This is a genomic window from Roseateles sp. GW821-FHT09H11 (genome assembly GCF_059415845.1).
In genome coordinates, this window is the sequence record NZ_JBWKOA010000001.1 from 612296 (window position 1) to 635724 (window position 23429).

Below are 23429 nucleotides of genomic sequence, written 5' to 3' on the forward strand. Positions count from 1 at the left end.
TCGTTCATCGGTCAGCCTGATGCGTCAATGGGGAACGGTCGCCGTTTCGGCGCTCTGCCAATCGGTGGCGGCCAGGCGCTCGAAGCCGGAGGTATCCCAGGGGCCGGCGCGCAGCGCGGCGGCGAGCTCGGCCACGGTGGGGTGGTCGAAGACCAGGCCGGGTTCGATCTCGATGCCCAGCAGCTTGCGCAGCCGCGCCACCAGCCGGATCACCATCAGCGAGTGGCCACCGAGCTCGAAGAAGTCCTCGTCGATGCCGATCGGGCCGCGGCCCAGCAGCAGGCCCATGCCCTGCGACAGCACGCTCTCCAACGCGTCGCGCGGCGCGCGCGGTGCGGCGGCATCGCCATCCCGCGACGATTCGAGAGCCGATGCGGTGGCACCGGCCGCCAGCGCGACGATCGCGGCACGATCGAGCTTGCCGTTCGCCAGTCGCGGGAAGGCGTCAAGCGCATGAAGGCGCGTCGGCACCATGTGCGACGGCAGCAGCGCCTTCAGCACCTCGCGCAGGTGCCCCGTGCGACCAGCTTGATCCGCTTGATGCGCGCGGTTCGTCGCGGCACCGGTGGCGTCGCCGCCAGACGTGTCCAGCACCACGCACGCCACCAGCTCGACCTCTCCAGCCGCGCCCTGCTCCGTGAGCACCGCGGCCTGCCGCACCGCGGGCAAGGTCAGCAACGCGACCTCGATCTCCGCTGGATCGACGCGAAAGCCGCGCACCTTCACCTGATGGTCGGCGCGTCCCACCAGGCGCAGGCCGCCCTCGGCCAGGACCTGCGCGATATCGCCGGTGCGATACAGCCGTTCGCCGGGATGGAAGGGGTCATCGACGAAGGCGCCCGGCGTGCGACCACTTGCGCCGTTCCCGCCGCCATCGCCGCGTTGGTCTCCATGGCCGCTCGGCTCGTTCATCTGGCCCAGGTAGCCGCGGCAGACCTGCGGACCTCCGACATGGACCTGACCCTGCCCGCCCGCGGGCACGAGCCGCATCGCCTCGTCCAGCACCAGGACGCGGTTGTTGGCCAGCACCTGCGTCAGCGGGAGCGCGTCGCCGCCCGGCAGATCGGACGCGCGGACGCGATGCACGAGCACGCCGACCGTGGTTTCGGTCGGTCCGTAGTGGTTGTGAATCGCCGTGTCGGGCGCCAGGCGCCGCAGGCGCTCGATGAGCGCGCGCGGCGCGGCCTCGCCGCCCAGCACCAGCGTGCGCGGCACGCGCGGCGCCTCACCTGCCGCCTCGCCTTCAAGCAGCGCCTCCAGGTGCGACGGCACGATCTTCAGCGCGTCGATACCCGCCGTCTCGACGAAGCGCGCGAAGGCGGCCGGGCTCCGCGTGTTGTCCTCGCTGGCGACGATCAGGCAGGCACCGTTGAAGAGCGCGCCGAACAGCGCCGTGTTGCCCAGGTCGGCGACGACCGAACTGGTCAGGCCCCAGCGTCGGCTGGCGGCGAGGTCCATCGCCGCGGTGCTCGCGACGACGTAGTTCAGCAGCTGGCCGTGCTCGATGGCCACGCCCTTGGGCCGGCCGGTTGATCCGGACGTGTAGAGCACATACGCCAGGTCGCCCAGCCGAGGCTGAGTGGCCGGAAGAGCACCGTCCAGCTCGCGCAGGTCGATCGCGGCCTGGCCGGCGGACGTCAGGACATCGCCTGTCAGGGTCGCTGCGCGGACCGACGGCTCGCTCGACTGCGGTGTCGCGGACAGGACCAGGGCGGGCGCGGCGTCCGACAGGAGCGCACGACGACGAGCCTCAGGCCAGCCGGGTTCCAGCGGCAGGTAGGCCGCGCCGGCTCGCCAGGCGGCCAGCATCGCGACGATGAGGTCCGCGCCACGCGGCAAGTTCAGCGCGACCAGCGATCCCGGCGTCACGCCCAGTGACGCCATCGCACGAGCGAGGCGGTTGGCGCGCTGGTTCAACGCGCGGTAGTCGAGCACGATCCCGCCGGCCTCGAGCGCCGGGGCCTGCGGCGACAACGCGGCCCATTCGGCCACATGCTGCGACACCGTCAGCGCGCCGACGTGGCGGCGCTCGCCCTGCGCCCCGCGCAGCAGGGCCGCGCGCTCCTCGGCGCCGACGGGATCGAGCTCGCGCACCGCCGCGTGCGGCCGATCGAGCACCTGCTCGACGAGCGTCGTGAACTGGCCCAGCAGGCGTTCGACCGCCTGCTGCGAATGACGCAGGCCGTCGGCGTTCAGCACCAGCTCGACGCGCTCGCCCCAGTGCACCTCCAGCGTGAGCGCGGAGCGATCGCCATCGCCATCGTCACCCTGCTCGACTGCACCCTCGACCGACGGCACGGACCAGCCCACGCCAGGCGCGGCGACACGCTGCCAACGGAACACCGCTTCCCGGAGAGACGTCGTGGCGGGCGACTCGACCGACCAGTACTCCTGAGCGTCGACGTGCGCGGCCACCGTGGCCGCGCAGTGCGTCAACCAGTCCTCGACACGCGTGTCCCCGGTCAGCGTCACCGCCATCGGCAGCACTTTCTCGAAGACGCCGACGGCGCCGCGCATCACCTCGTAGTCGTCGCGGCAGTCGTGGCGCCAGCCGGAGAGGAACCGCTCGAAGCCGTTCAGCCGTGCGAGCAGCAGCAGCCAGACGGCGTGCAGCAGCGGCTCGGCGCCAACCGTCGAAGCGACGATGCGGGCCACCACCGCCGAGTCAAGCACGGTCCGCGCTTCGACACGGCCGGCGCGCGGCGCCAGGGGTTGCGGCAGTCGCGGGCCCTGCCAGTCGGCATCGAGGTCGTCCGGCACGGCAGTCCCAGCGACACCAATGCCGAGATGCGCGCGCCAATAAGCCGCGCCGGTCCGGGCCTCCTCCCCGCTCGCCAGTTCGGCGCGCCATTCGACGTACTGGCCGTACTGGAAGACCTCCTCGGCGTCGAAGCCGATTGCATCTCCGCGCTCTCCGCGCTTTCCCCGTTCTCCGCGCTCTCCGACGCAGGCCGTCGCGATCGTTGCCAGCAGCGTGCGCAGGCTGCCTTCGTCCGCCACCAGCGCACTCGCATGCAGCGCCAGCACGTGCCGCGTGTCGGACACGCATGCGAGACCTGCGCGCAAGACCTGTCCCTCGACGATCGCCAGCGGCGCGGCCAATCGCGCGAGCCAGTCCTGCAACGCCGCCTCGTCCATGCCCCGCAGATCGGCGCTCGACCAGTCGAGCGCCGGCCGCACCGGCAGCAGCCATTGGCGCAGCCCGCGATAGCCGTCCACTGGCCCGAAGGCGGTGCGCAGCATCTCGTGCGCGCCCACGGCCTGATCGACCGCGTGACGCAGCGCGTCGCCATTGAAGCCGCCATCTGGGCCAGCAAGGTCAGCAAGGGCATCAAGAGCCCCATCGATCGTGACGCGCGCCGTCAGGCCGGGCACGGCCGCGAGGCGCGCCGCATCGATCCCCGCAGCATCCAGGTGCGTCGCATGCAGGTGCCGGACGACCGCGCGCTGCTCAGGGCTCAATCCGCTGCTGACGATTTCCTCGGCGGGCAGGCCGGGGGTATGGATCGCATTCATCGGATCACGCCTCCCCGCCCAGCGCCGCGCGATCGAACATCGCGCCCATCGCCACGACGATCTTGCGCGGTCCCTCGTACGGGTCGCGCGCATGGGCCGCCAGCATGTTGTCCAGCATGATGATGTCGCCCTGCCGCCAATCGAGCCGCACCGCGCAGGCCTCATAGGCCTCGCCGACGATGGCCATCGTGGCGTCCGGGATCGTCGAGCCGTCCCCGAAGGTGACGTGCCGCGGCATGCGGTCCAGCCCGACCAGGCCGAGCAGGTCCTCGCGCACATCCGGCTCCAGGCAGCTGACGTGGTGCAGCTGCACCTGGTTGAAGAAGACACGCTCCCCGGTCAGCGGATGCTTGACCACGGCCGGGCAGCGGGTGCGGGTCTGCAGCGTGTCGGCGTCCAGCCATCGGAAGGCGGTGCCGGCCCGCGTGAGCCGAGCCTCCACCTCCCCGCGATCGGTGGTCTTGAAGAAGTCCTGCCACGACACGTCCAGCCGCGGCGTGAAGGTGCGGACGTAGAGCAGGCCCTTGTGTTCGAACTCGTCGACGAGGTCGGCGGGCAGCCGGCGCAGCATCTCGCGGCAGTCGACGATCGGCGTCGCGCCGCCGACCGGCGACGGCAGCTCGCAGAAGAACCACTGCTTGCGCGGCCAGCGCTCCAGGTGGGCGCTCTCGTTGTGGAACAGGATCATCTGCCGCTCGGGATACGGCGTGGAGCGGTAGGTGTTGCGGCCGCCCTCCTTCTTCGGCAGGTCGCCGTAGCCGCCGAACAGCTCGGGCTCGATGGACTCGGCGAAAGCCTCGAACTCCTGCGGCGTCCTCAGCCCGAAGTTGCGGAACAGCAGACCCGCGTGCGTGAGCAGCGAGGTCTCGACGACGTCGCGGTTGGCGCGCGCCCAGGCGACGGCGTCGAGGTCGGGGCGCGTGGCCTCGACGATCAGGGGGAAGGGGCGATCGTCCGCGAACGTGGTCATTCGGACGGCGGGCACCGGGGTAGCAGCCGTCGCCGAAGCGCCGACGGCGCCCGGTCCCGCCCGCTTGCCGAGCGCGGCCAGTTTGCCCAGCTTGTCGAGCTTGCCCGGCTTGTCGACGACGGGAGGAGGAAGGGAAGACATGGTCGGCTCCTGGTGATGCGGAGGAGAAGAAGGTGGCGGGCCGGAGGACGGCTGGCTCGATGGCGACGGTCCCGAACGTTCCAAGCCGTCCAGCAGCGCGTCGATCGCCGTGTCCGGCTCGGCGGCGGCACGGCGCAGCAGCGTCCGCCAGTCCTGGGCGGCGGCTTCGACGGTGGCGCGCTCGTAAAGGGACGTCGCGAACACCCACTCGGCGCGGACGCCGTCGGCGGTGTCGGTGACGAAGACGGCGAGGTCGAACTTCGAGGTGACCGGAGGCCGCGATTCGAGGCGGACCGCCAACCCGGGCAGATCGAAGCGCGCGGCGGGGGTGTTCTGGACCACGAACAAGGTCTGCACCAGTGGCCCGTGCCGGCGCGAGCGCGGCACGCCCGCCGCGTCGACGATCTGGTCGAACGGCATCGCGGCGTGCTCGAACGCCGTCAGGCCGAGCTCGCGCACCCGTGCCAGCCACTCGGTGAAGGTCTCGCCGCGTTTGTCATCGGCACCGTCGGCACCATTCGCACTGTTGGTACTGTCGGCACTGTGGGTGCCGTTGGTGCCGCTGTTGCGATCGACGCCGATCCGCCGCGAGCGCAGCGGCACGACGTTGACGAAGAATCCGATCAGCGGTTCGAGCGCGGGCAGGTCGCGGCCCGCAACGTCGGTGCCGACCACGAGATCGTCGCTGCCGGTACGCCGGTGCATCAGCGCCAGGAAGGCCGCCATCATCACCAGGAAAGGCGTGCTGCCTTGCGACCGGGCCAGTCGCGTGATTGCATCGGTCTCCGTGCTCGACATCGTGATCGACACGGCATCGCCGGCCATCGATGCGACCGCCGGTCGCTCGCGATCGGGCGGCAGCGTGGACAGCGCGGGCGCGCCGCGCAAGGCCTCGCGCCAGAACGCGGCCAGCGCCGACTGCGTCGCGGCGAGCTGGCGCGTCTGCCATTGCGCATAGTCCGCGTACTGCACCGCCAGCGGCAACCAGGCCGGCGCCGTATCTCTCCGGATCGCCGCATAGGCGACGGTGAGATCACGGACGAACACGCCCACCGACCAGCCGTCGAAGGCGATGTGATGAACGCACAGCAACAGCACATGCCGGTCGGATGAGAGTCGCAGCAGCTCCGCACGCAACAAGGCATCGCTGGCGAGATCGAAGGCGCGGCCCTCTTGCGCGGCCAGCGCCGCGTCAACTGCGGCGTGCCGTTGCGGCTCCGGCAGCGCCGACAGACCGCGCAGCGGCAGATCGACGCGCGCGGCGGGCCGCGACTCGGCGATCGGTTCGCCCTCGTCGTTCTCCGGATAGACGGTGCGCAGCACCTCGTGCCGGTCCACCAGCGCGTCGAGCGCGCCTTGCAGCGCCGCCACGTCCAGATCGCCGTCCAGATGCAGCGCGGCGGCCATGTTGTAGGCCGGATGGGCTTCGCGCGCGGCGCGCGGCGTCAGGCGCTCGACCAGCCACAGGCGGCGCTGCGTCGGCGACAGGACCCGCTCTGCGGTCCGATCAACCGGAACCAACGAAACCAGCGGAACCATCGGCACGTGGTGTGCGTGGTGTGCGTGGTGTGCGTGGGGCACTCCCGCAAGAGCGCTAGGCGTCGCGGTGCCGGACATCGCGGCGGCGCGCCGCGCATCGATGCGCGCGGCGAGGTCGCCCAGCACCGGGCATTCGAAAAGATCGCGCAAGCCCAGCGTCACGCCCAGCCGCGCGGACACGCGCGAAGCCAGCTTTACCGCGGTCAACGAATTGCCGCCCGCGACGAAGAAGTTCGTGCTTCGCGCCGGCATCGCGGCGTCGGAGAGCGCCAGAGATTCGTGCCAGATCCCGGCCAGGACCTGTTCGGTCTCGCTGTAGGGCAGTTGCTCCGCGACGCCATGTCCCGCGACGGGCGACGACACGGGGTCGCCTTCTCCCCCTGACACGAAGCGACCCTCGGCATGTATCGCGAAGGCATCCAGCGTGCCATCGCGCCAGCCCTGCCGCGCCGCGGAGCGCTGGATCTTCCCGCTGGACGTCTTGGGCAGACCGCCCGGGTTGAGAAGGATCGTGACGCGCGGCGCTTCGCCGCAGTGCTCACCGACGACGGCACCGATCGCGGCCACCAGCGCCTGCGCCGTCATCGACTTGCGCGTGGCGCGCGACACCTCGGCCGCGACGCCGATGCCATCGCCGTCGGGTCCCGGCACCGCGAACGCCGCCACGCGTCCCTGACGCACGAGATCGGGCTGGCGCTCGATCGCCGCCTCGATGTCCTGCGGATACACGTTGTGGCCGCGGAGGATGATCAGGTCCTTGATGCGACCGGTCACGTAGAGCTCGCCGTCGCGCAGGAAACCCAGGTCGCCGGTGCGAAGCCAGCGCTCGGGGCCTTGCTCGATGAAGGTCTCGGCGCTGACCTCCGGCCGTCCCCAGTAGCCCTGAGCGACGCTGGGCCCGCGCACGCGGATCTCACCGACCTGCGCCTCGTCCAAGGCGACGCCGGTGGCCCGATCGACGATGCGCACCTCATGGTCGCGTGCGACCGCGCCGCAACTGACCAGCCGTTGAGCTCCGTCGCCCGTGGCATCGGCATCGACAGACGCGTCGACCTCGACGTCCACAGCCAGTTCCGCACGCTGCCGCTTCAGCGCCTCGGTGGAGAAGCGGCGAGAGACTGCGCCGTCCGCACGTTGCCCGCCGGTCACGAAGAGCGTCGCCTCGGCCAGTCCGAAGCTCGGGTAGATCGCGCCGGCGGGGAAGCCGCAAGGCGCGAAGGCCTCCTGGAAGGCGGCCACCGTGTCGGCCCGCACCGGCTCCGCGCCGGACAGCGCGATGCGCCACGTGCTCAGGTCCAACGCCGGGGTGGCGGTACGCCCTGCCCGCTTCATCCGCTCCGCACAGAGCCGGTAGGCGAAGTCGGGACCGGCGGTGATCGTGCCGCGATGGCGATGCATCGCCTCCAGCCAGCGCATCGGCCGAGCCAGGAAGAACGCCGTCGTCATCAGGATCAGCGTCCCGCCGGCGAACAGCGGCTGCAGCAGCCCGCCGATCAGCCCCATGTCGTGGAACAGCGGCAGCCAGGAGACATAGACGTCGCGCGCCGTGGTGCCGAGCGCCGTCTGGATCGCGCGCTCGTTGGCGATCAGGTTGCCGTGGCTCACCATCACGCCCTTGGGCGTGGACGTCGAGCCGGACGTGTACTGCAGGAAGGCGATGTCGGACAGTCGCGGAACGTGCGGCGTCCAGGCGTCGGCCAATGCGACGTCGATGTCGTCCACGGCGAGCGCCCGCATGCCATCGGGGTTGCCGATGGCATCAATGGCGCCGATCGCGCGCATCGCGCCGGTCGCGCCGGTCGCTCCGACTGCCCCGATTCCGCCGAGCTCGCCGAACGAGCCGGCCTCGATGACGTCGCGCGTGCCGAGCACCGCGGCCGCGCCGGCATCGCGCGCGATCGCGGCGAAGCGCTCGAGATGCTGCGGCCGTGCGCTCTCCGGCGGGAACACCGGCACGGCGATCATGCCGGCGTACTGGCAACCGAGGAAGGCGACGAGGTAGTCGTCCGTGCCTTCGAGCGCGATCAGCACACGCGCCCCCGGCTGCAGACCGGCGGCCTGCAGCGCCGCGGCCAGCGCGCGCGAGCGGCGGCCGAGCGCCTCGTAGGTGACGGGCCGTTCGTGGCCGTCGTGTCCGGCGTCGCCTCCGCCGTCCATCCCGCCGTCCACCCCGCGGTCTCCGACCATGATCAGGGCGGTATCCCCCGGCCTCGACGCGATGAGTCGGTCGAGGTGCTCAACGAGGGTCGATGCCGCGCCCTCGGGCGCCGGCAGGGACGAAGGAGTCGTCATCGCGGCAGGCATGTCGCGCTTCTTTCAGTGAAGGTCTCTGGGCAGCGGGGCCCGCGGCGCGTGGCGCCGCGCGGTCACGCGAAGGCGCCGGGTGCGGCGCGCGCGGGTGCGCCGACGGCGCTCAGGTGGCGAGCCAGCGCGGTCAGCACCGCGCCCTCCTGCTGCCGCACGAAGAAATGGCCGCCGTCGAACCAGTCCAGCGTCGCGGGCGCCTCGGACTCGAGCGACCAGGCGGCGAGCCGGTCCGGCGCGATCTCGTCCTGGCGCCCGGCGAAGACGTGCACCGGCACGGGCAGCGGCGGCCGTGGGACATGGCGATAGCTGTCGCACACGCGGTAGTCCGCGCCGAGCACATCGAGCGTCAGGCGCAGCAGCTCCGCGTTGTCGAAGACCTCGTCCGGCGTGCCGCCCTGGCGGCGCAGGTCGGCGGCCAGCGCCTGGTCATCGCCGAGCGCCTGCCGCAGGCGCGACGTGTCGCGCCGCGACGGCGCCGCGCTGCCCGAGGCGATCAGCGCGCGCGGCAGGCGCTCGCCGCGCTCACGCAGCCGTTGCGCCATGCCGTGCGCCAGCAGCGCGCCCATGCTGTGACCGAAGAGCGCGAAGGCCTGCGGCCCACCCGACGATCCGCGCATGACCGCGGCCTGCTCGTCGCAGAGCCGGTCGGCCAGCGTCCCGAAGTCCTCGACGAAACGCTCGCCCAGACGGCTGCCGCGGCCGGGCAGTTCCACCGGCACGATCTCGATCCAGCGCGGCAGCAGACGGCGCCAGCGCAGGTACATCGTCGCGCTCGCGCCCGCGCACGGCAGGCACAGCAGCTTGAGGGCCATCGCCTCCATGGGCCTCAGCCCGCGGTCGTCGGCTGGCCGGCCTGCTCCTGCCCCGCCATCCAGTCGCGCAGCGACTTCGGGCGCATGTCGGTCCAGGTGCGGTCGACGTAGGCGAGCACCGTCTTCTTGTCGCCGCGGACATCCGGCACCACGGACCAGCCGCCGGGAACGGCCTTCCAGTGCGGCCAGATCGAGTACTGGTCTTCGTGGTTGACGAGAACGATGAAGGTGTCGTCTTCGCGGTCGAAGCAGCTGGTGGACATGAGAACGCCTCTTGCAGGATGGGAATGTGGGCGTCCCCGCTCCCGGTGAGACCGGCGACGGGGCCCTGTCCTCTCAAGACGTTTCAGCGCGGCGGATGTTCACGCGGACCCTCCCGGGTCGGTCGCTGGCGTGGATCTTCGAACCTGGTGGCGCCGCTCAATCGCAGGGGTCTGCGTCCCTCGATCGGCGTGCCGCCGGCCGTGTCGCGGCGTCGTCCGGATCCTGCGCGCGAGCCGGCACCTGGCCCGCGAGCGCCCACAGGCGCGTCGCCTGCTGGTGCATCCGCACATGCTCGGGATCTTCGGCGAGCCAGCGCGCCAGCGCGAGCCGGGCGGCCTCGTCGAAGCGCTCGCGATCGAACTCGCGTTGCACCCACGTCCAGGCGGCTTGCCAGACGGGATCGTCCTGCTCTTGTGTCATGGGGGTTGGCGGCGGCGTGACCCGGAGTCGAAATCGCAGAGGCCGGATGACCCCTGTGGCGGCAGCTTACTCCAGGCTCGCGCGGCGCTGCGCGAGGTCCGCGCGCGGGGTCGCAGGGGTGCGCCAGGGGTGCGCGCGATGCGGCGCGTCAGTCGTCGGCCAGCAGGTGGCGGCACCCCGCGATCGCGCGCGCGGCGTCCGCGATCCAGGCGTTCACCAGCCCCAGCGCGCAGCCCATGCGCTGCGCGATCTCGCGCTGGGTCAGGCCTTCCAGCCGGTAGAGCTCGAAGGCCTGCCGCGTCTGCGCGGGCACGCAGGACAGCGCGCGGTCGATCGAGCAGATCACCTGCTTGTCGCGCATCGAGCGCTCAGGCGAAGCGGTGTCGGGGATGTCCAAATCGTCGGCCTCCACATCGAAGGAGCGGTAGTTCGCTTCCACACTGTGCTTGCGGCAGTGGTCGAGCGCCATGTTGCGGACCACGCGACTGCAGTAGCCCAGCGGCCGGTCCGCCTGCCGGGGCGATTCCCCATGGGCCAGCTTCAGGTAGGCGTCCTGCAGCACGTCGTCCGCCTGCTCCGGCGTCCGCACGATGCCTTGCGCGATGCGCCGCAGACGCGCCCGGTTCTCGATGAAGACGTGGGCGAGCGCCGGCTCGAGGTACTCGATGGTCATGACAGTGGTACTCCCTGTGACTTCGTGGTCACTTGAATGATAATGATTCTCAACAAGGCGCGACTCTACCGTCATCGCGCGACGATTCCCGCTATCCCGCCGACCGATCAGGGGCATGACACCAACGCTTCATATCGCAACAGTTGGCGACAACACGTGCCAGACCGAGAACGCCGTGCCGGTGCGCGAGTGGCTGCGCCGCCTCGACCCGTCGCGCCTGCGGGACATCGAGCGCCTGATGGCCCCTGCGCCGCATGTGCTGCCCGCGGAAGTCGTCGGACGCGGGATCGATCTGCAGCAGCTGGACCGGCTGACGCAAGACCTGACCCTGGACGGCCTGCCGGCGGCGATCAGGCGGTCCAGCCGCTCGCGCCGGCTCGGCTACCTCGGTGGCCGGCTGTGCGCGGAGACGGCCCTGCTCGCCCGCTCGGGCCGGTGCGAGGCGATCGGCACCGGCGACGGCGGCGCACCGCGCTGGCCGGACGGCGTCGTCGGCTCGATCGCCCACACGCGCGATGGCGCCTGGGCAGCGGTCGCCGCCAGCGCCGAGTGGCTGCGGGTGGGAATCGACAGCGAATGCATCGTCGACGAGAACGGCAGCCGCGACATCGTCGCGCTCTGCTGCACCCCGCGTGAGCGTGCGAGGTGGTTCCCGGCGGGCGCGGACCGGCTGCGGGCCACGCTGCTCTTCTCGGCCAAGGAGAGCGTCTACAAGGCCATCCATCCGCTCGTGAAGCGCTTCGTCGAATTCGACGAGATGGAGTGGATCGACGTCGGCGGGAACCGTGAGGACGGCTCCGCGCCGCTCAGCCTGCGATTCCGCCCGACGCCGGACGGTCCGCTCGACGGGCGGGTCCATGAGCTGCTCGTGCAGGCCCGCGTGACGGGCGACCAGGTGCACACGTCGGTCGCCGAACCCCGAGCCTGAAGCACCGCCATCCTTGCCGTGCAGTCGAGAATTCCTCGCATTTGCGAATTGCTTGCATTTACACTGCGCCGCTTCAACATTCGCACGACCTCGCCCGATGTCTCTGCTCTACCTCGCGCTGGCGGTCGCCGCGGCGATCGCCTTCTATCTGGGAAGCCGGCATCAGAGCCTGCGCGCGGTGGCCCGCCCGGGACGTCTGCGCACGGCGGGCTGGCTGCTGCTGGCCCTGGCCTGGGGCGCGGCCTGGCGCGCGCTGGGCGTCTGGGGCGGCGGTTTCGCGATGCTCACGGCCTTCATGCTGGCCGCCGTGGCCCTGCCGTATGTCAACGCCGGGCTCAACGCCTGGCTGGCGCAGCGTAAGGACGGCGAGGCGCGTCATGTGGGGTAAATCGCTCGCCGCCGCGCTGCTGGGCCTGCCGTTGACGGCCGCCGTGATCGGCCTCGTCACCCTGAGCTGGCCTGGCCGTTCCCAGGTCATCACCCTGCCCTGGCTGCTGATGTCGTTCCCGCTCTGGATCGGCGTGATGTCGGCGGCCTTCGCCGCGCGCAGCGGTCGCCGCGCCTGGGCATGGCTGGGGGGACTCACGGTGCTCGGCTACGCGCTGCTGCACGGGCTCAAGCTGCTGGGCTGGATCCAGGTCGTCGCATGATGAAGATGAAGCTCAATCCCGCCACCCTGCGCAGCTTCCTGGCGCTGCACACCTGGGTGGGCCTCGCGGCCGGACTGCTGCTGTTCATCGCGTTCTACGCTGGCGCGATCACGGTGTTCACGCACGAGCTCGACGGCTGGCGCCGCCCCTCGGGCGAGGTGAACGAGGCCGACAAGCTCGCCCGCGCGCAGGTGCTGCTCGACAAGGTGCAGCTCGCGCATCCGCATTCGCACAACCTGAAGCTGCAGCTGGAGCCGGCCAATCCCGAGCTGGACTGGTACAACGAGAACTACTCCGAGCACCGCCGTTATGTGCTCGACGAGTCCGGGCAAGTCCTGACCCCGGCGGCCGCGCACGGCGGCTTCATCCAGCTGATCTACCAGCTGCACTACACGGCCGGACTGCCCGCGCCGTGGGGCACTTACCTCTTCGGCGTCGCCTGCGTGCTCTATGGGCTGGCCCTGGTCAGCGGCATCGTCATCCACGCGCCGCTGTTGTTGAAGGACCTCTTCGCCCTGCGCGCCGGACGCAACCTCAAGCGCCTGTGGCAGGACGCGCACAACGTGATCGGCCTGCTGTCGCTGCCCTTCCATGTGATCTTCGCCTGGAGCGGCGCGGTGCTCGCGATCGGTTACCTGATGCTGGCGCCGTTCCAGTTCTTCGTGTTCGAAGGCAAGCTGCTGAAGATCATCAAGCCGGATCTGCAGGTGGCGGCGCACGTGGAGGCGGAAGCGTCCCCGCGTCCCCTGCTCCCGCTGACCGAGCTGCTGCTTCGCGGTCAGGCGCAGGTGCCGGGCTTCCAGCCCGACGAGGTGTCGTTCCACGACCCGGGCGACGCCAACGCGCAGGTGACGCTGGTGGGCCTGGTGGACCAGAAGAGCCTCAGCCGCCGCGTGGCCGTGGCCTTGAACGGCGCCACGGGCGAGGTGCTCGGTGTCGATCAGCCGAGCACCTACTCACCGGGCAAGCGCTTCCTGAACGGGCTGACCTCGCTGCACTACGGCAACTTCGGCGACACGCTGCTGAAGTGGCTGTACTTCGTGCTGGGGCTGGCGGGGGCCTTCCTCTTCTACAGCGGCAATCTGCTGTACATCGAGTCGCGTCGCCGCCATCAGCAGACGGAGCAGGCGCGCGGTCCGCGGCTCATGGCGAAGTTGACGCTCGGCGTCTGCCTGGGCTGCATCGCGGGGGTGTCCGCGCTGTTCCTGTCCGGCGCGCTGTTGCGGGACCAGTGGGACCGGCCGGTCTACTTCGGCGTCTTCTTCGCGAGCATGGCCTGGGCCTTCCTTCGCGCGCCGGCGCGGGCGGGGCACGAGCTGCTGTGGCTCTGCGCGGTGCTGACCGCGGCCATTCCGGCCGCGGCGTGGGTGGCGACGGGCGTCTCGCCGTTGGCGGCGCTGCTGGACGGTCATTCGCACCGGCTCTTCGTGGACCTGATGGCCGTGCTGCTGGCCGGGGCGTTCGCGCGGATGGCGGGGGCGACGCTGAGGCGCGGGCTCAACGGGCCGGCGAACAGTGTCTGGGCGCTGGCGCCCCGGCGGGACGTGGTGCCGGTGGCCACCGCCTGAAGGCGGCGGTCCCTGCCGAGCGCGGTCACAATCCGCCCATGATCACCTGCCACCTCCGCTACGTCCTCGACCCCTACAAGCTCAAGGAGTTCGAGCACTACGGCAAGCTGTGGATCCCGCTCGTGCGCAAGTTCGGCGGAGTGCACCACGGTTATCTGCTGCCCTCGGAGGGCGCGAACAACATCGCGCTCGCGTCCTTCTCCTTCCCGTCGCTCGCCGCGTACGAGGAGTACCGGATCAAGTCCTTCGAGGATCCGGAATGCCAGGCGGCCTTCCGCTACGCCGAGGAGACGCGCTGCATCCTCAGCTATGAGCGCACGTTCTTCCGGCCTGTGTTCGAGTGAACCTGGGTCGGAGGGAGCGTCCCCTGAGGCCGGGGCCACTTGTTGCCTTTCGCGACCGCCTGCCCGCCCTGCAGTCCGGGCAGACCGGAGCGGCAAGGCCTCGCGCAACCCTCGTTGCGCATCAGGTTTTCATGCGGACGCAACCTTCAATCTAGGGACTCGTCCCCTCTTGTCGCCGCGTTCCGCACTGCAAGTCCTTCCTCCTCCTTTGTGATGATGACGCTGCCAGTCTGACGGTCCATCGTCCCCGCCAAACGCCCGCGTCGCACCCGTGACCGGGCTGGGGACGGAGGCGAAACGCCGACCGGCCCCACACAGCTGGGAGGCCGTCATGATCCGTTCCATCTCGCGTTCCGCGCGCCGTGTGCCGACCTCGGCGCTGCTGGCCGCCGCCGCCTTCGCGCTGTTCACATCCTGCGGCAAGGGACCCGGCCCCGGCGAGGTCACCGACGAGGCCCGCCAGGCCGGCCGCGACGCCGCGTCCTTCAGCCATGCCGACGAGGACTACTTCAAGGAGATGGACGGCGGCCTCGCGCTCGACGCCAAGGAGATCCAGGGCCGCAACATGTGGCTGGTCTGGAGCGGCGGCAACGACCGCTTCTGGGACAGGATGACCGACTACACCTTCGGCGCCTTCGACCTGCTGAAGATCGTCAGCTCCCATCCCAGCCTCGGCTACAACCGCGAGAACCGCTGGCCTCGACTCGGCCTCGTCAACGAACCCTGCTTCGACCCCGCGGCCGCCGCCGATCCGAAGCGCTTCGGCCTGTGGCTGGACGTGCGTCGCACCGACTGCGCCGCGGACCCGTTCGAGAACGAGACCAAGTACCCCGGGGTCGCCCTCGGCGGGCGCGGCAAGAACGGCCTGCCGGTCGGCTCCTTCTACGGCTACGCCACCGGCATCATGGGCCTGCGCCTGTTCCCCAACCCGGCTTTCGACGAGAAGGCCGCCAAGGCCTGGGACGCCCAGCGCTACTACACCGACCCGTCCTACTACAACCGCAAGGACCTCGTGCGGCCCTACCGCGTCGGCATGTCCTGCGGCTTCTGCCATGTCGGCCCGAGCCCGGTGAACCCGCCCGCCGACCCGTCCCATCCGCGCTTCCCCAACCTCAGCTCCTCGGTCGGCGCGCAGTACATGTGGGTGGACCGGCTCTTCATCTTCAACGCCGACAAGCCCGAGGGCCGCGCCAACTTCATGTACCAGCTGGCCCACACCTACCGGCCCGGCTCCATGGACACCTCGCTGGTCTCGACCGACAGCATCAACAACCCGCGCACGATGAACGCGGTCTATGACTTCGTCGCCCGCATGGGCACCGCCAAGAAGCTGTGGCACGAGCCGCTGGCCGGCGGAGAACTCGACAACAAGCAGTTCAACGACTACGTCAAGGACGGTCCGCTGGCGGAGTACTTCGACAAGGACACCAAGATCGTCAAGACGCCACACGTGCTCAAGGACGGCGCCGATTCGGTCGGCCTGCTGGGCGCGCTCAACCGCGTCTACCTCAACATCGGGCTGTTCAGCGAGGAATGGCTGCTGCACTTCAACCCGGTGGTCGGCGGCAAGGACATCACGCCGATCAGGATCGCCGACGCGCAGAAGAATTCGTCCTACTGGAACGCGACCGAACGGGGCAACGTCAACACCGCCCTCTTCTTCCTGAAGGCGGCGCGTCCGGACCACCTCAAGGACGCCCCCGGCGGCGCCGCGCACCTGGCGGCCGACGATGCGACGCTGGCGCGCGGCAAGATCGTTTTCGCCGACACCTGCGCCCGCTGCCACTCGAGCAAGGCGCCCGAGCCGCCGCCGACGCTGGGACTGGACCCCGCCCGATGCGCCGGCGCCGGCTACCTCGACTGCTACAAGCGCTGGTGGACATGGACCCAGGGCGACGACTTCAAGGCGCGCATGCGCGAGCTCGTCCAGGCGAGCGACTTCCTCGACGGCAACTATCTGTCCACCGAGGCCCGCGTGCCCGTCACGCTGCTGCGCACCAACGCCTGCAGCCCGCTGGCGACGAACGCGCTGGCCGGCAACATCTGGGACAACTTCTCGTCTCAGGCCTACAAGAAGCTGCCTTCGGTCGGCACGCTGACGCTGTCCGACCCGTTCACCGGCGAGCCCCTGCCCTACGCGATGCCGGCCGGCGGCCGCGGGTACACGCGGGTGCCGTCGCTGATCAGCGCCTGGTCCACCGCGCCCTTCCTGCTCAACAACACCGTCGGGCCGTTCAGCACCGATCCGTCGGTCGAGGGGCGCATGAAGGTGTTCAACGCGTCGATCGAGCAGATGCTCTGGCCCGAGCGCCGGCAGCAGGACGAGCTCTTCGGCGCCAAGGTCCACGGCACCATCGACCGCACCGACGCGCGCAGCCAGGTGACCATCCCCGTCGGCTTCGTGCCGGAGAGCCTCTCGCCGCTGCGCGGCTGGGCGCACCGCTGGCTTCCCTGGCTGGTCGGCGACGGCGGCGACATCGTGCTCGGCCCGATCCCGAAGGGCACGCCGATCGGCGCGCTGGCCAACCTCAAGATCCGCTCGGAGAGCGACAACCTCGACGAACGCGCCGCCCATGTGAAGCTGCTCGGGGAGTTCGCGATCAAGCTCAAGGCGGACCTCGCGACCGCCCCCGCCGGCGCGACCGACGAGGAGTTGCGCAAGCGCTTCGCCAACCTGCGCGAGCCCATGCTCAAGCTCAGCAAGTGCCCCGACCTGGTCGTCAATCGCGGGCACTATTTCGGCACCGCGTTCTTCAATCAGCAGGACGGCCTGAGCGCCGACGAGAAGGCCTTCGGCACCGAGCCCGTGTTGAGCGACGAGGAGAAGCGCGCCCTGATCGCCTTCCTGAAGACGTTCTGAGCCACCGCCTCGGAACACCCGGACTTCGCCCGCATCGACACCGCACGCCTGCCCCCAAGCTCCATGGACCTGCCCGACGACAGCGAATGGGACGTGGTGATCGTGGGCTCCGGCGCGGGCGGCGGCACGCTCGCGGCCCGGCTTGTCGAGGCGGGCCTGAGCGTCTGCGTGCTGGAGGCCGGCGGCGATCCGCCGTCGGAACCCGGCGATCGCATGCCCGATGACTACGAGGTTCCCGGCTTCCACGCCTTCGCGTGCGAGCACCCGCAGAGCAGCTGGAACTTTCACGTGCGCCACTACGCCGACGAGTCCCGCCAGGCCCGCGACTGGAAATACCAGCCGGGCCAGGGCGTGCTCTACCCGCGCGCCGGCGCGCTGGGGGGCTGCACGACGCACAACGCGATGATCTTCATGCTGCCGCACGACGCCGACTGGGACCACATCGCCGAGCTGACCGGCGACGACACCTGGAATGCCAAGGCGATGCGCCAGCACGCCCGCCGTGTCGAGGCCTGCCGCCACCGGCCGATCTGGCGGGCGCTGAGCAGGCTCGGTCTCGATCCCACCGGCCACGGGTGGGACGGCTGGCTCCACGTCGAGGGCGCGCTGCCGCCGGAGGCGCTCGGCGATCGCGCGCTTCGCCTCCTGGTGGCGCTCACCGGACGCGCGCTGCTGCGCGGGCTGAAGGATCCTGTCGGCGGCCTGTGGCGCTGGCTTCGCGGGGCCGCCGATCCCAACGCCCGGCCGGTCGACGGCGGCAGCTTCACGGGCCTCTGCTACACGCCGCTGTCCACCCGCGGGCATCGCCGCACCGGCGCGCGCGAGCGGCTGCTGGAGGCGGCGCGCGCGTTTCCCGGCCGCTTGCACATCGAGCTGGACGCGCTCGCCACACGGGTACTGATCGACCGCGACGGGCGCGCCGAAGGCATCGAGTACCTGAAAGGCCGTCACCTGTACCGCGCCCATCCGTCGCCGAACGCGGAGCCTGGCCTGCGCCGACGCGTCCGCGCGCGACGCGAGGTGGTGCTCGCCGGAGGCGCCTTCAACACGCCGCAGCTGCTGATGCTGTCCGGCATCGGTCCCCGCGCGGACCTTGAGGCGCTGGGCATCGAGGTCCGCGTCGACCTGCCCGAGGTCGGCACCAACCTGCAGGACCGCTACGAGATCGCGGTGACGCATCGCCTGCGCCAGCCCTGGGCGATGCGGACCGGCGCGACATTCGATCGCGGCGACCCGCCCTGGCAGCGCTGGGCCGGGGGCGACTGCAGCCTGTACGCGACCAGCGGCGCGGCGGCCGCGGTGGTGCGCCGCTCGGCACCGGAGCGGCCGGAGCCCGACATCTTCTGCATGGCGCTGCCGGCGTCCTTCGAGGGCTACTACCCGGGTTTCTCGCAGCAGATCCGCGAGCGCAACGACAGCCTCACCTGGGCCATCCTGAAGGCCCACACCCGCAACCGGGCCGGCCGGGTGCGACTGCGCTCGGCCGACCCGCGCGACCCGCCGCTGATCGACTTCCACTACTTCGAGGAAGGCAGCGATGCGGCCGGCGAGGACCTCGATGCCGTCGTCAGCTCGATCGAGTTCATCCGCACGCTGACGGCGCCGCTGGTGGAGCGTGGCCTCGTGACGGAGGAACTGCGCCCGGGCGCGCAGCTCACGGACCGGCAGGCGCTGGCCGACTACGTCCGCGACACCGCCTGGGGCCATCACGCGTCGTGCTCCTGCCCGATCGGGCCCGTCCTCGACAGTCGGCTGCGCGTGCGCGGCGTGCGCGGGCTGCGCGTCGCGGATGCCTCGGTCTTTCCCCGCATCCCCGGCTTCTTCCTGGTGAGCGCCGTCTACATCGTCGGCGAGAAGGCCGCGCAACTCATCCTCGACGACGACGGCTGAACGCCGCCGTCCTTGTTCATCGACCCGACCCTTGACCGAACGGAGGTGACCCCATGGCTTACGACGTCGCGCAACTGCTGGCCATGTCCCAGCAGGAACTGGACAAGCTCTTCATGGACAGTCCTGCCGGCGACATGCCTGACGGACCCGCGCAGGGCACCGCGATCATCGCGCCCGGCACGAAGTACACCGAGAACATCGCCAACTTCGTGACCCACTTCGGCTGGCAGGGCAAGGTCTTCGACGCGGAGAAGGGCCTGCTCAAGAACAAGATCCTCGCCTTCGGGCTGCAGGCCATCGTCGCCAAGGTCTACCGCGGGCCGAGCTGGCTGGACCAGAAGGAATGCATCGTGCTGGACTACTCGGACACCTCGCTGCTCGCGCACTGGATCCGCGACGAGATCCGCCAGATCGGCCCCGGCTTCTATCTCGGCAAGGTGTACTGGGGCAAGGACCGCCTGATCGACTTCTGCCTGCAGTTCTGAGCCGGGCGTCGTCGACGCGCAGCCCCGGCCCATGACCCCGCAGTCCCCGATCATGCTGGTCGCGCCGGTCGTGCCCGGACGCGAGGCGGGCCTGCGGGCGCTGCTCGACACGATGACGCTGCGACCGGGCGTCGCGGATCCCGACAACCGCATCCTGCCCTTTGGCGCGATCAAGACGCTGCACTTCGCGCGCCTCGTGCTCGTCGACGACGCGCTGCAGGCCGACCTGCGCTTGCACGACGTCAGCCGGCCGGCGCGCCTGCCGACGACGCTGCTGTTCATGGCGGACTGCGACGGCACCGCGCGCGACTGCCTGGAGGCGATCGCGCAAGTCGCGGACGCGGGGCTGCGCGAGCTGTTCTCGCATTGCGAGGCCCCCCCGTCAGGCTCGGACCTGCTCGCGTGGATGCTCGATCACAACCGGCCGGTCGACGTGTTCTACGTCAACTTCCGGGGTCGCACGGCGCTCCAGATCTGCGAAGAGCAGAAACTGCACCAGGCGCTGTCCGACCGCGTCCCCCGCGAGTCGATGGCCGACGCCGCGCAGGCTCGCGCGGTGCGGCAGACGCTGCTGGACCACGTCCACGCGGAGCAGCGGGCGCAACGCCTGACCCTGACGCCTGAAGCGCCCACGCCGGCCAGCTGGCAACTGAGCGAGGGCCTGCATGCGGCCCTCGGCCTCCTGCTGGTGCTGCTGGCGGTCGTGCTGCTGCCGTTGACGGTGCTCATCGCGATCCCGGTGCTGGTGCTGCTGCGCTGGCGCGAGACCCACGACCCCGAGTACTGTCCCCGCCCCGACGACGCCGCGGTGGAGGCGCTGCAGCGGGACGAGGACTGGGACGTCACCAACCAGTTCAGCGCGATCGGCGCGGTGAAGCCGGGACTCTTCCGGCGCTGGCTGCTCATCGCGATCCTGGCGGCGATCGACTACGCCGCGCGCCATGTCTTCAACCGCGGCTTCCTGGGCCGGGTGCGGACCATCCATTTCGCGCGCTGGGTCTTCCTCGACGACAAGACCCGCGTCGCCTTCGCGAGCAACTACGACGGCAGCCACGAGGCCTACATGGACGACTTCATCAACAAGGTCGGCTGGGGGCTCAACCTGTCCTTCAGCAACGGCGTGGGCTGGCCGCGCACCGCGTGGCTGCTCTTCCAGGGCTGCCGGCACGAGCAGCGATTCAAGCGCTACCAGCGCCGCCACCAGGTGCGCACGCAGGTCTGGTACAAGGCCTACCCCGGCCTGACGCTGACCGACATGGAACGCAACCGCCAGGTCCGGCTGGGCTTCGAAGCCCGGTCGCCGGACGACGCGGAGGTCATGGCATGGCTGCGACTCCTGTGACGGCCGCGGCGACTGCCTCCCGCCAGTCCGGCGCGTCGGGCACTCCAGGCGCGGCGCCCGAGGTCGATCTCGACGACATCCAGGGCCTGCTGATGCGCGGTTATGGCGATCATCCGGAAGCGGTGTTCCTGCTGCTGCGTGTGCGCGACGCCGCCGCGGCGCGGCGCTGGTTGTCGCAGGTCGAGGTGAGCGTCGCGCGGCGCGACCCGGGCAACCGGCACGACGCCCCGGCCTTGCAGCTCGCCTTCACCGCGCAAGGCCTGCAGGCCTTGGGCGTGCGCGAGTCGGTCATCGACGAGTTCGCGCCGGAGTTCCGCGTCGGCATGGACAGGCCGGAGAACCGGTCCGACCGTCTGGGCGATGTGGGCGGCAGCGCGCCGAAGACCTGGTCCTGGGGCCATTGCGCCGGCATGCCGCACGCGCTGCTGATGCTGTACGCGCGGCTTGGCGAACTGGCCGCGTTCCGCGCCCGCGTCGACGCGGCCTGGGCCGAGGGCTTCGAGCTGCTGACGGCGCTTCCCACCATCGACGCGATCGACGCGGATGGGAGAGAACCGTTCGGCTTCAAGGACGGTCTCTCGCAACCCCTGCTGGACTGGCGGCGCGAGCGGCCGGTCGACGACCGGACGACACAGACCTACAGCAAGCTCTCGTCTCTCGGCGAGTTCGTGCTCGGTTATCCCAACGAGTACGGCGCGCTGTCCGACCGGCCGCTGCTGAATCCGGGCCGCGACCCGGGCGGGCTGCTGCCGCGCGATGCGCTGTTCGGCATGGCGGACCTCGGCCGCAACGGCAGCTACCTGGTGATGCGCCAGCTGGCGCAGGACGTGCGTTCGTTCCAGCGCTTGTCCGACGACGCCGAGCGCATGGTGGGACGCACGCACGACGGCGTGCCTTTGACCGCGACACCGGTCGACGCCGAGGCGGACTTCACCTTCGATGACGACCCCGAAGGTCTGCACTGCCCGATCGGCGCGCACATCCGGCGCAGCAATCCGCGCAACGCGGACCTGCCCGGCGGTCCGGCCTGCCCGTTCACGACCTTCACGCGCACGATCGGGCTGGACGCCGAGGCCCGCGCGCTGGACCTCGTCGCTTCGACGCGTTTCCATCGGGTGCTGCGTCGCGGGCGCAAGTACGAGGGCGGTCTGCACTTCATCGCGCTGAACGCCAACATCGGCCGACAGTTCGAGTTCGTCCAGGGCGCGTGGCTCACGAGCTCACACTTCAACGGCTTGAGCGCCGAGAGCGACCCGCTGCTCGGGCCGCGCGTTCCGCGCGTCGACGGCCAGCCCGTCGACGCGTTCTCGATACCGCGGGTCGACGGTCCCGCGGAGCGGCTGACGGGGCTGCCTCGATTCGTGACCGTGCGCGGCGGCGCCTACTTCTTCCTGCCCGGCGTGCGTGCGCTGCGCTTCCTGGCCACCGAGCCGGAACCACGGGATGACGCGCTGCCGCGGCACGACGTCGGTGCCGACAGCGGTCGTGCCGGCCCTATCGAGCGCGGCGTGCACGACGGATTCGTCTCGCTGATGCGCGTCGAGCGACGGATCGATCCGTTCATCCGTCCCGCGCTGGACGCGCTGCTGCGCGAGCCGCTGACGCGCCTGGTGCAGGCCTTGATCGTGCGGCGCTTGCCGGCGGCGCTCATCGGCGCGCTCGGCGAGGAGCGCCCGCTGCCGTTCGAGGCCGAGGCGGTCGACGAGATCGTCGCCACGATGGGCGACTACCTCGCCTCGCACTACCGCGGCATCCCGTGCCAGCGCGCCGGCAACACCAAGACGCACGGCGTCGTGCGCGCCGAACTGGAGGTCCGCGACGACGTCCCCGAGGCGCTGCGCCACGGCATCCTGGCCGAGCCGTCGCGGCGCTTCCCGGCCTGGGTGCGATTCGGCGGACCGGGGCCGGACAGCCCGCCGGACATCGACGATGTCGGCGTGCTCAGCATCGGCGTCAAGCTGATGGGCGTGCCGGGTCCGAAGCTGCTCGACGACGAGCGCTGGACGCAGGACCTGACGGGGATCAGCACGCCGGTGTTCACGACGCCGGACGTGCTGGAGAACGCGCGGCTGCAGGCGCTGATCCGGCGCGGCACGCCGCTGTATTTCTTCTCGTCGCCGAAGAACGGGCGATGGCTCAACGGGCTGATGCAGGCGCTGTGGTCGCGCACGCAGACCAGCCCCTTCGAGACGTCCTACTGGAGCTGCACCGCCTATCGGCTCGGCGAACGCGGCGCGATGCAGTACGCCTTCGTGCCGCGCGCGCGGCGTGTCAGCCGCGTGCCCGGCCTGCCGGGCCGGCCGTCCGACAACTACCTGCGCGAGGCGATGGTGCGGGCGCTGTCGGCGGGCGAGGTCCTGTTCGACGTGATGGTGCAGCCGCAGACCGACCCGCGACGCATGCCCATCGAAAGCGCCGGCGTGCGATGGCCCGCGTCGCTGTCGCCCCCGGTGCACGTGGCGACGCTGCGCCTGCCGCAGCAGGTCTTCGATTCACCGGCGCAGCTTGCCTTCGCGCACCGGCTGTCCATCAATCCCTGGCATGCGCTGCCCGCGCATCGCCCGCTGGGCAGCCTGAACCGCGCGCGGTGGCGCGTCTATCAGTCGCTGTCACGCATGCGGCAGCGCATGAACGGGACGCCGCATGTGGAGCCGACGGGGGATGAGACGTTCGAATGCTGAGCCACCAGCGCCAATGTCCCAGAGAAAAATGGACTGCAG

16 protein-coding genes are annotated in these 23429 nt (G+C 70.6%); 10 read left to right on the forward strand and 6 right to left on the reverse strand.

The window, feature by feature from the left end:
* Positions 1-24: 24 nt before the first annotated feature.
* From AC07PR_RS02345 to AC07PR_RS02370, 6 genes are all read right to left on the reverse strand, one after another.
* Positions 25-3516 (reverse strand): non-ribosomal peptide synthetase, encoded by a 3492-nt coding sequence (locus AC07PR_RS02345; protein WP_495134270.1) that lies wholly within the window; start codon positions 3514-3516, stop codon positions 25-27.
* 4 nt (positions 3517-3520) lie between these two features.
* Complete coding sequence (locus tag AC07PR_RS02350; RefSeq protein ID WP_495134271.1) at positions 3521-8470, reverse strand: condensation domain-containing protein; 4950 nt, start codon at positions 8468-8470, stop codon at positions 3521-3523.
* 62 nt (positions 8471-8532) lie between these two features.
* Complete coding sequence (locus AC07PR_RS02355; protein WP_495134272.1) at positions 8533-9294, reverse strand: thioesterase II family protein; 762 nt, start codon at positions 9292-9294, stop codon at positions 8533-8535.
* Between the two features lie 5 nt (positions 9295-9299).
* Positions 9300-9548, reverse strand: a complete 249-nt coding sequence (locus AC07PR_RS02360; RefSeq protein ID WP_377155079.1) for an MbtH family protein — start codon at positions 9546-9548, stop codon at positions 9300-9302.
* A gap of 157 nt (positions 9549-9705) precedes the next feature.
* Positions 9706-9969: a DUF4880 domain-containing protein gene (locus AC07PR_RS02365; protein ID WP_377155080.1), complete on the reverse strand. Its 264-nt coding sequence runs from the start codon at positions 9967-9969 to the stop codon at positions 9706-9708.
* Between the two features lie 148 nt (positions 9970-10117).
* The gene (locus tag AC07PR_RS02370; protein ID WP_495134273.1) at positions 10118-10642 is read right to left on the reverse strand and encodes a sigma-70 family RNA polymerase sigma factor; all 525 of its coding nucleotides are present in this window, start codon (positions 10640-10642) and stop codon (positions 10118-10120) included.
* A gap of 115 nt (positions 10643-10757) precedes the next feature.
* On the opposite strand from AC07PR_RS02370, the gene AC07PR_RS02375 reads away from it, so the two are divergent.
* The 10 genes from AC07PR_RS02375 to AC07PR_RS02420 all read left to right on the forward strand — a co-directional run bounded on the left by AC07PR_RS02375 (position 10758) and on the right by AC07PR_RS02420 (position 23390).
* Positions 10758-11570, forward strand: coding sequence for a 4'-phosphopantetheinyl transferase family protein (locus AC07PR_RS02375; protein ID WP_495134274.1), 813 nt, complete (start codon positions 10758-10760; stop codon positions 11568-11570).
* Positions 11571-11667: 97 nt separating this feature from the next.
* Positions 11668-11958, forward strand: a complete 291-nt coding sequence (locus AC07PR_RS02380; RefSeq protein ID WP_495134275.1) for a hypothetical protein — start codon at positions 11668-11670, stop codon at positions 11956-11958.
* Positions 11948-12220: a hypothetical protein gene (locus tag AC07PR_RS02385; RefSeq protein WP_377155084.1), complete on the forward strand. Its 273-nt coding sequence runs from the start codon at positions 11948-11950 to the stop codon at positions 12218-12220. The genes AC07PR_RS02380 and AC07PR_RS02385 overlap by 11 nt, the downstream gene beginning before the upstream one ends.
* A complete protein-coding gene (locus AC07PR_RS02390) occupies positions 12217-13788 on the forward strand; it encodes a PepSY-associated TM helix domain-containing protein (RefSeq protein ID WP_495134276.1) in 1572 nt (523 codons plus the stop codon). The genes AC07PR_RS02385 and AC07PR_RS02390 overlap by 4 nt, the downstream gene beginning before the upstream one ends.
* A 38-nt stretch (positions 13789-13826) precedes the next feature.
* The gene (locus tag AC07PR_RS02395) at positions 13827-14132 is read left to right on the forward strand and encodes an NIPSNAP family protein (RefSeq protein WP_495134277.1); all 306 of its coding nucleotides are present in this window, start codon (positions 13827-13829) and stop codon (positions 14130-14132) included.
* Between the two features lie 331 nt (positions 14133-14463).
* The gene (locus AC07PR_RS02400; RefSeq protein WP_483106396.1) at positions 14464-16992 is read left to right on the forward strand and encodes a hypothetical protein; all 2529 of its coding nucleotides are present in this window, start codon (positions 14464-14466) and stop codon (positions 16990-16992) included.
* 63 nt (positions 16993-17055) lie between these two features.
* On the forward strand, positions 17056-18882 hold the full coding sequence (locus AC07PR_RS02405; protein ID WP_495134278.1) for a GMC family oxidoreductase: 1827 nt from the start codon (positions 17056-17058) through the stop codon (positions 18880-18882).
* A gap of 53 nt (positions 18883-18935) precedes the next feature.
* Positions 18936-19367, forward strand: a complete 432-nt coding sequence (locus tag AC07PR_RS02410; protein ID WP_495134279.1) for a hypothetical protein — start codon at positions 18936-18938, stop codon at positions 19365-19367.
* A 31-nt stretch (positions 19368-19398) separates the two neighbouring features.
* Positions 19399-20709 (forward strand): hypothetical protein, encoded by a 1311-nt coding sequence (locus AC07PR_RS02415; RefSeq protein ID WP_495134280.1) that lies wholly within the window; start codon positions 19399-19401, stop codon positions 20707-20709.
* A complete protein-coding gene (locus AC07PR_RS02420) occupies positions 20691-23390 on the forward strand; it encodes a hypothetical protein (RefSeq protein ID WP_495134281.1) in 2700 nt (899 codons plus the stop codon). The genes AC07PR_RS02415 and AC07PR_RS02420 overlap by 19 nt, the downstream gene beginning before the upstream one ends.
* Positions 23391-23429 lie beyond the last annotated feature (39 nt).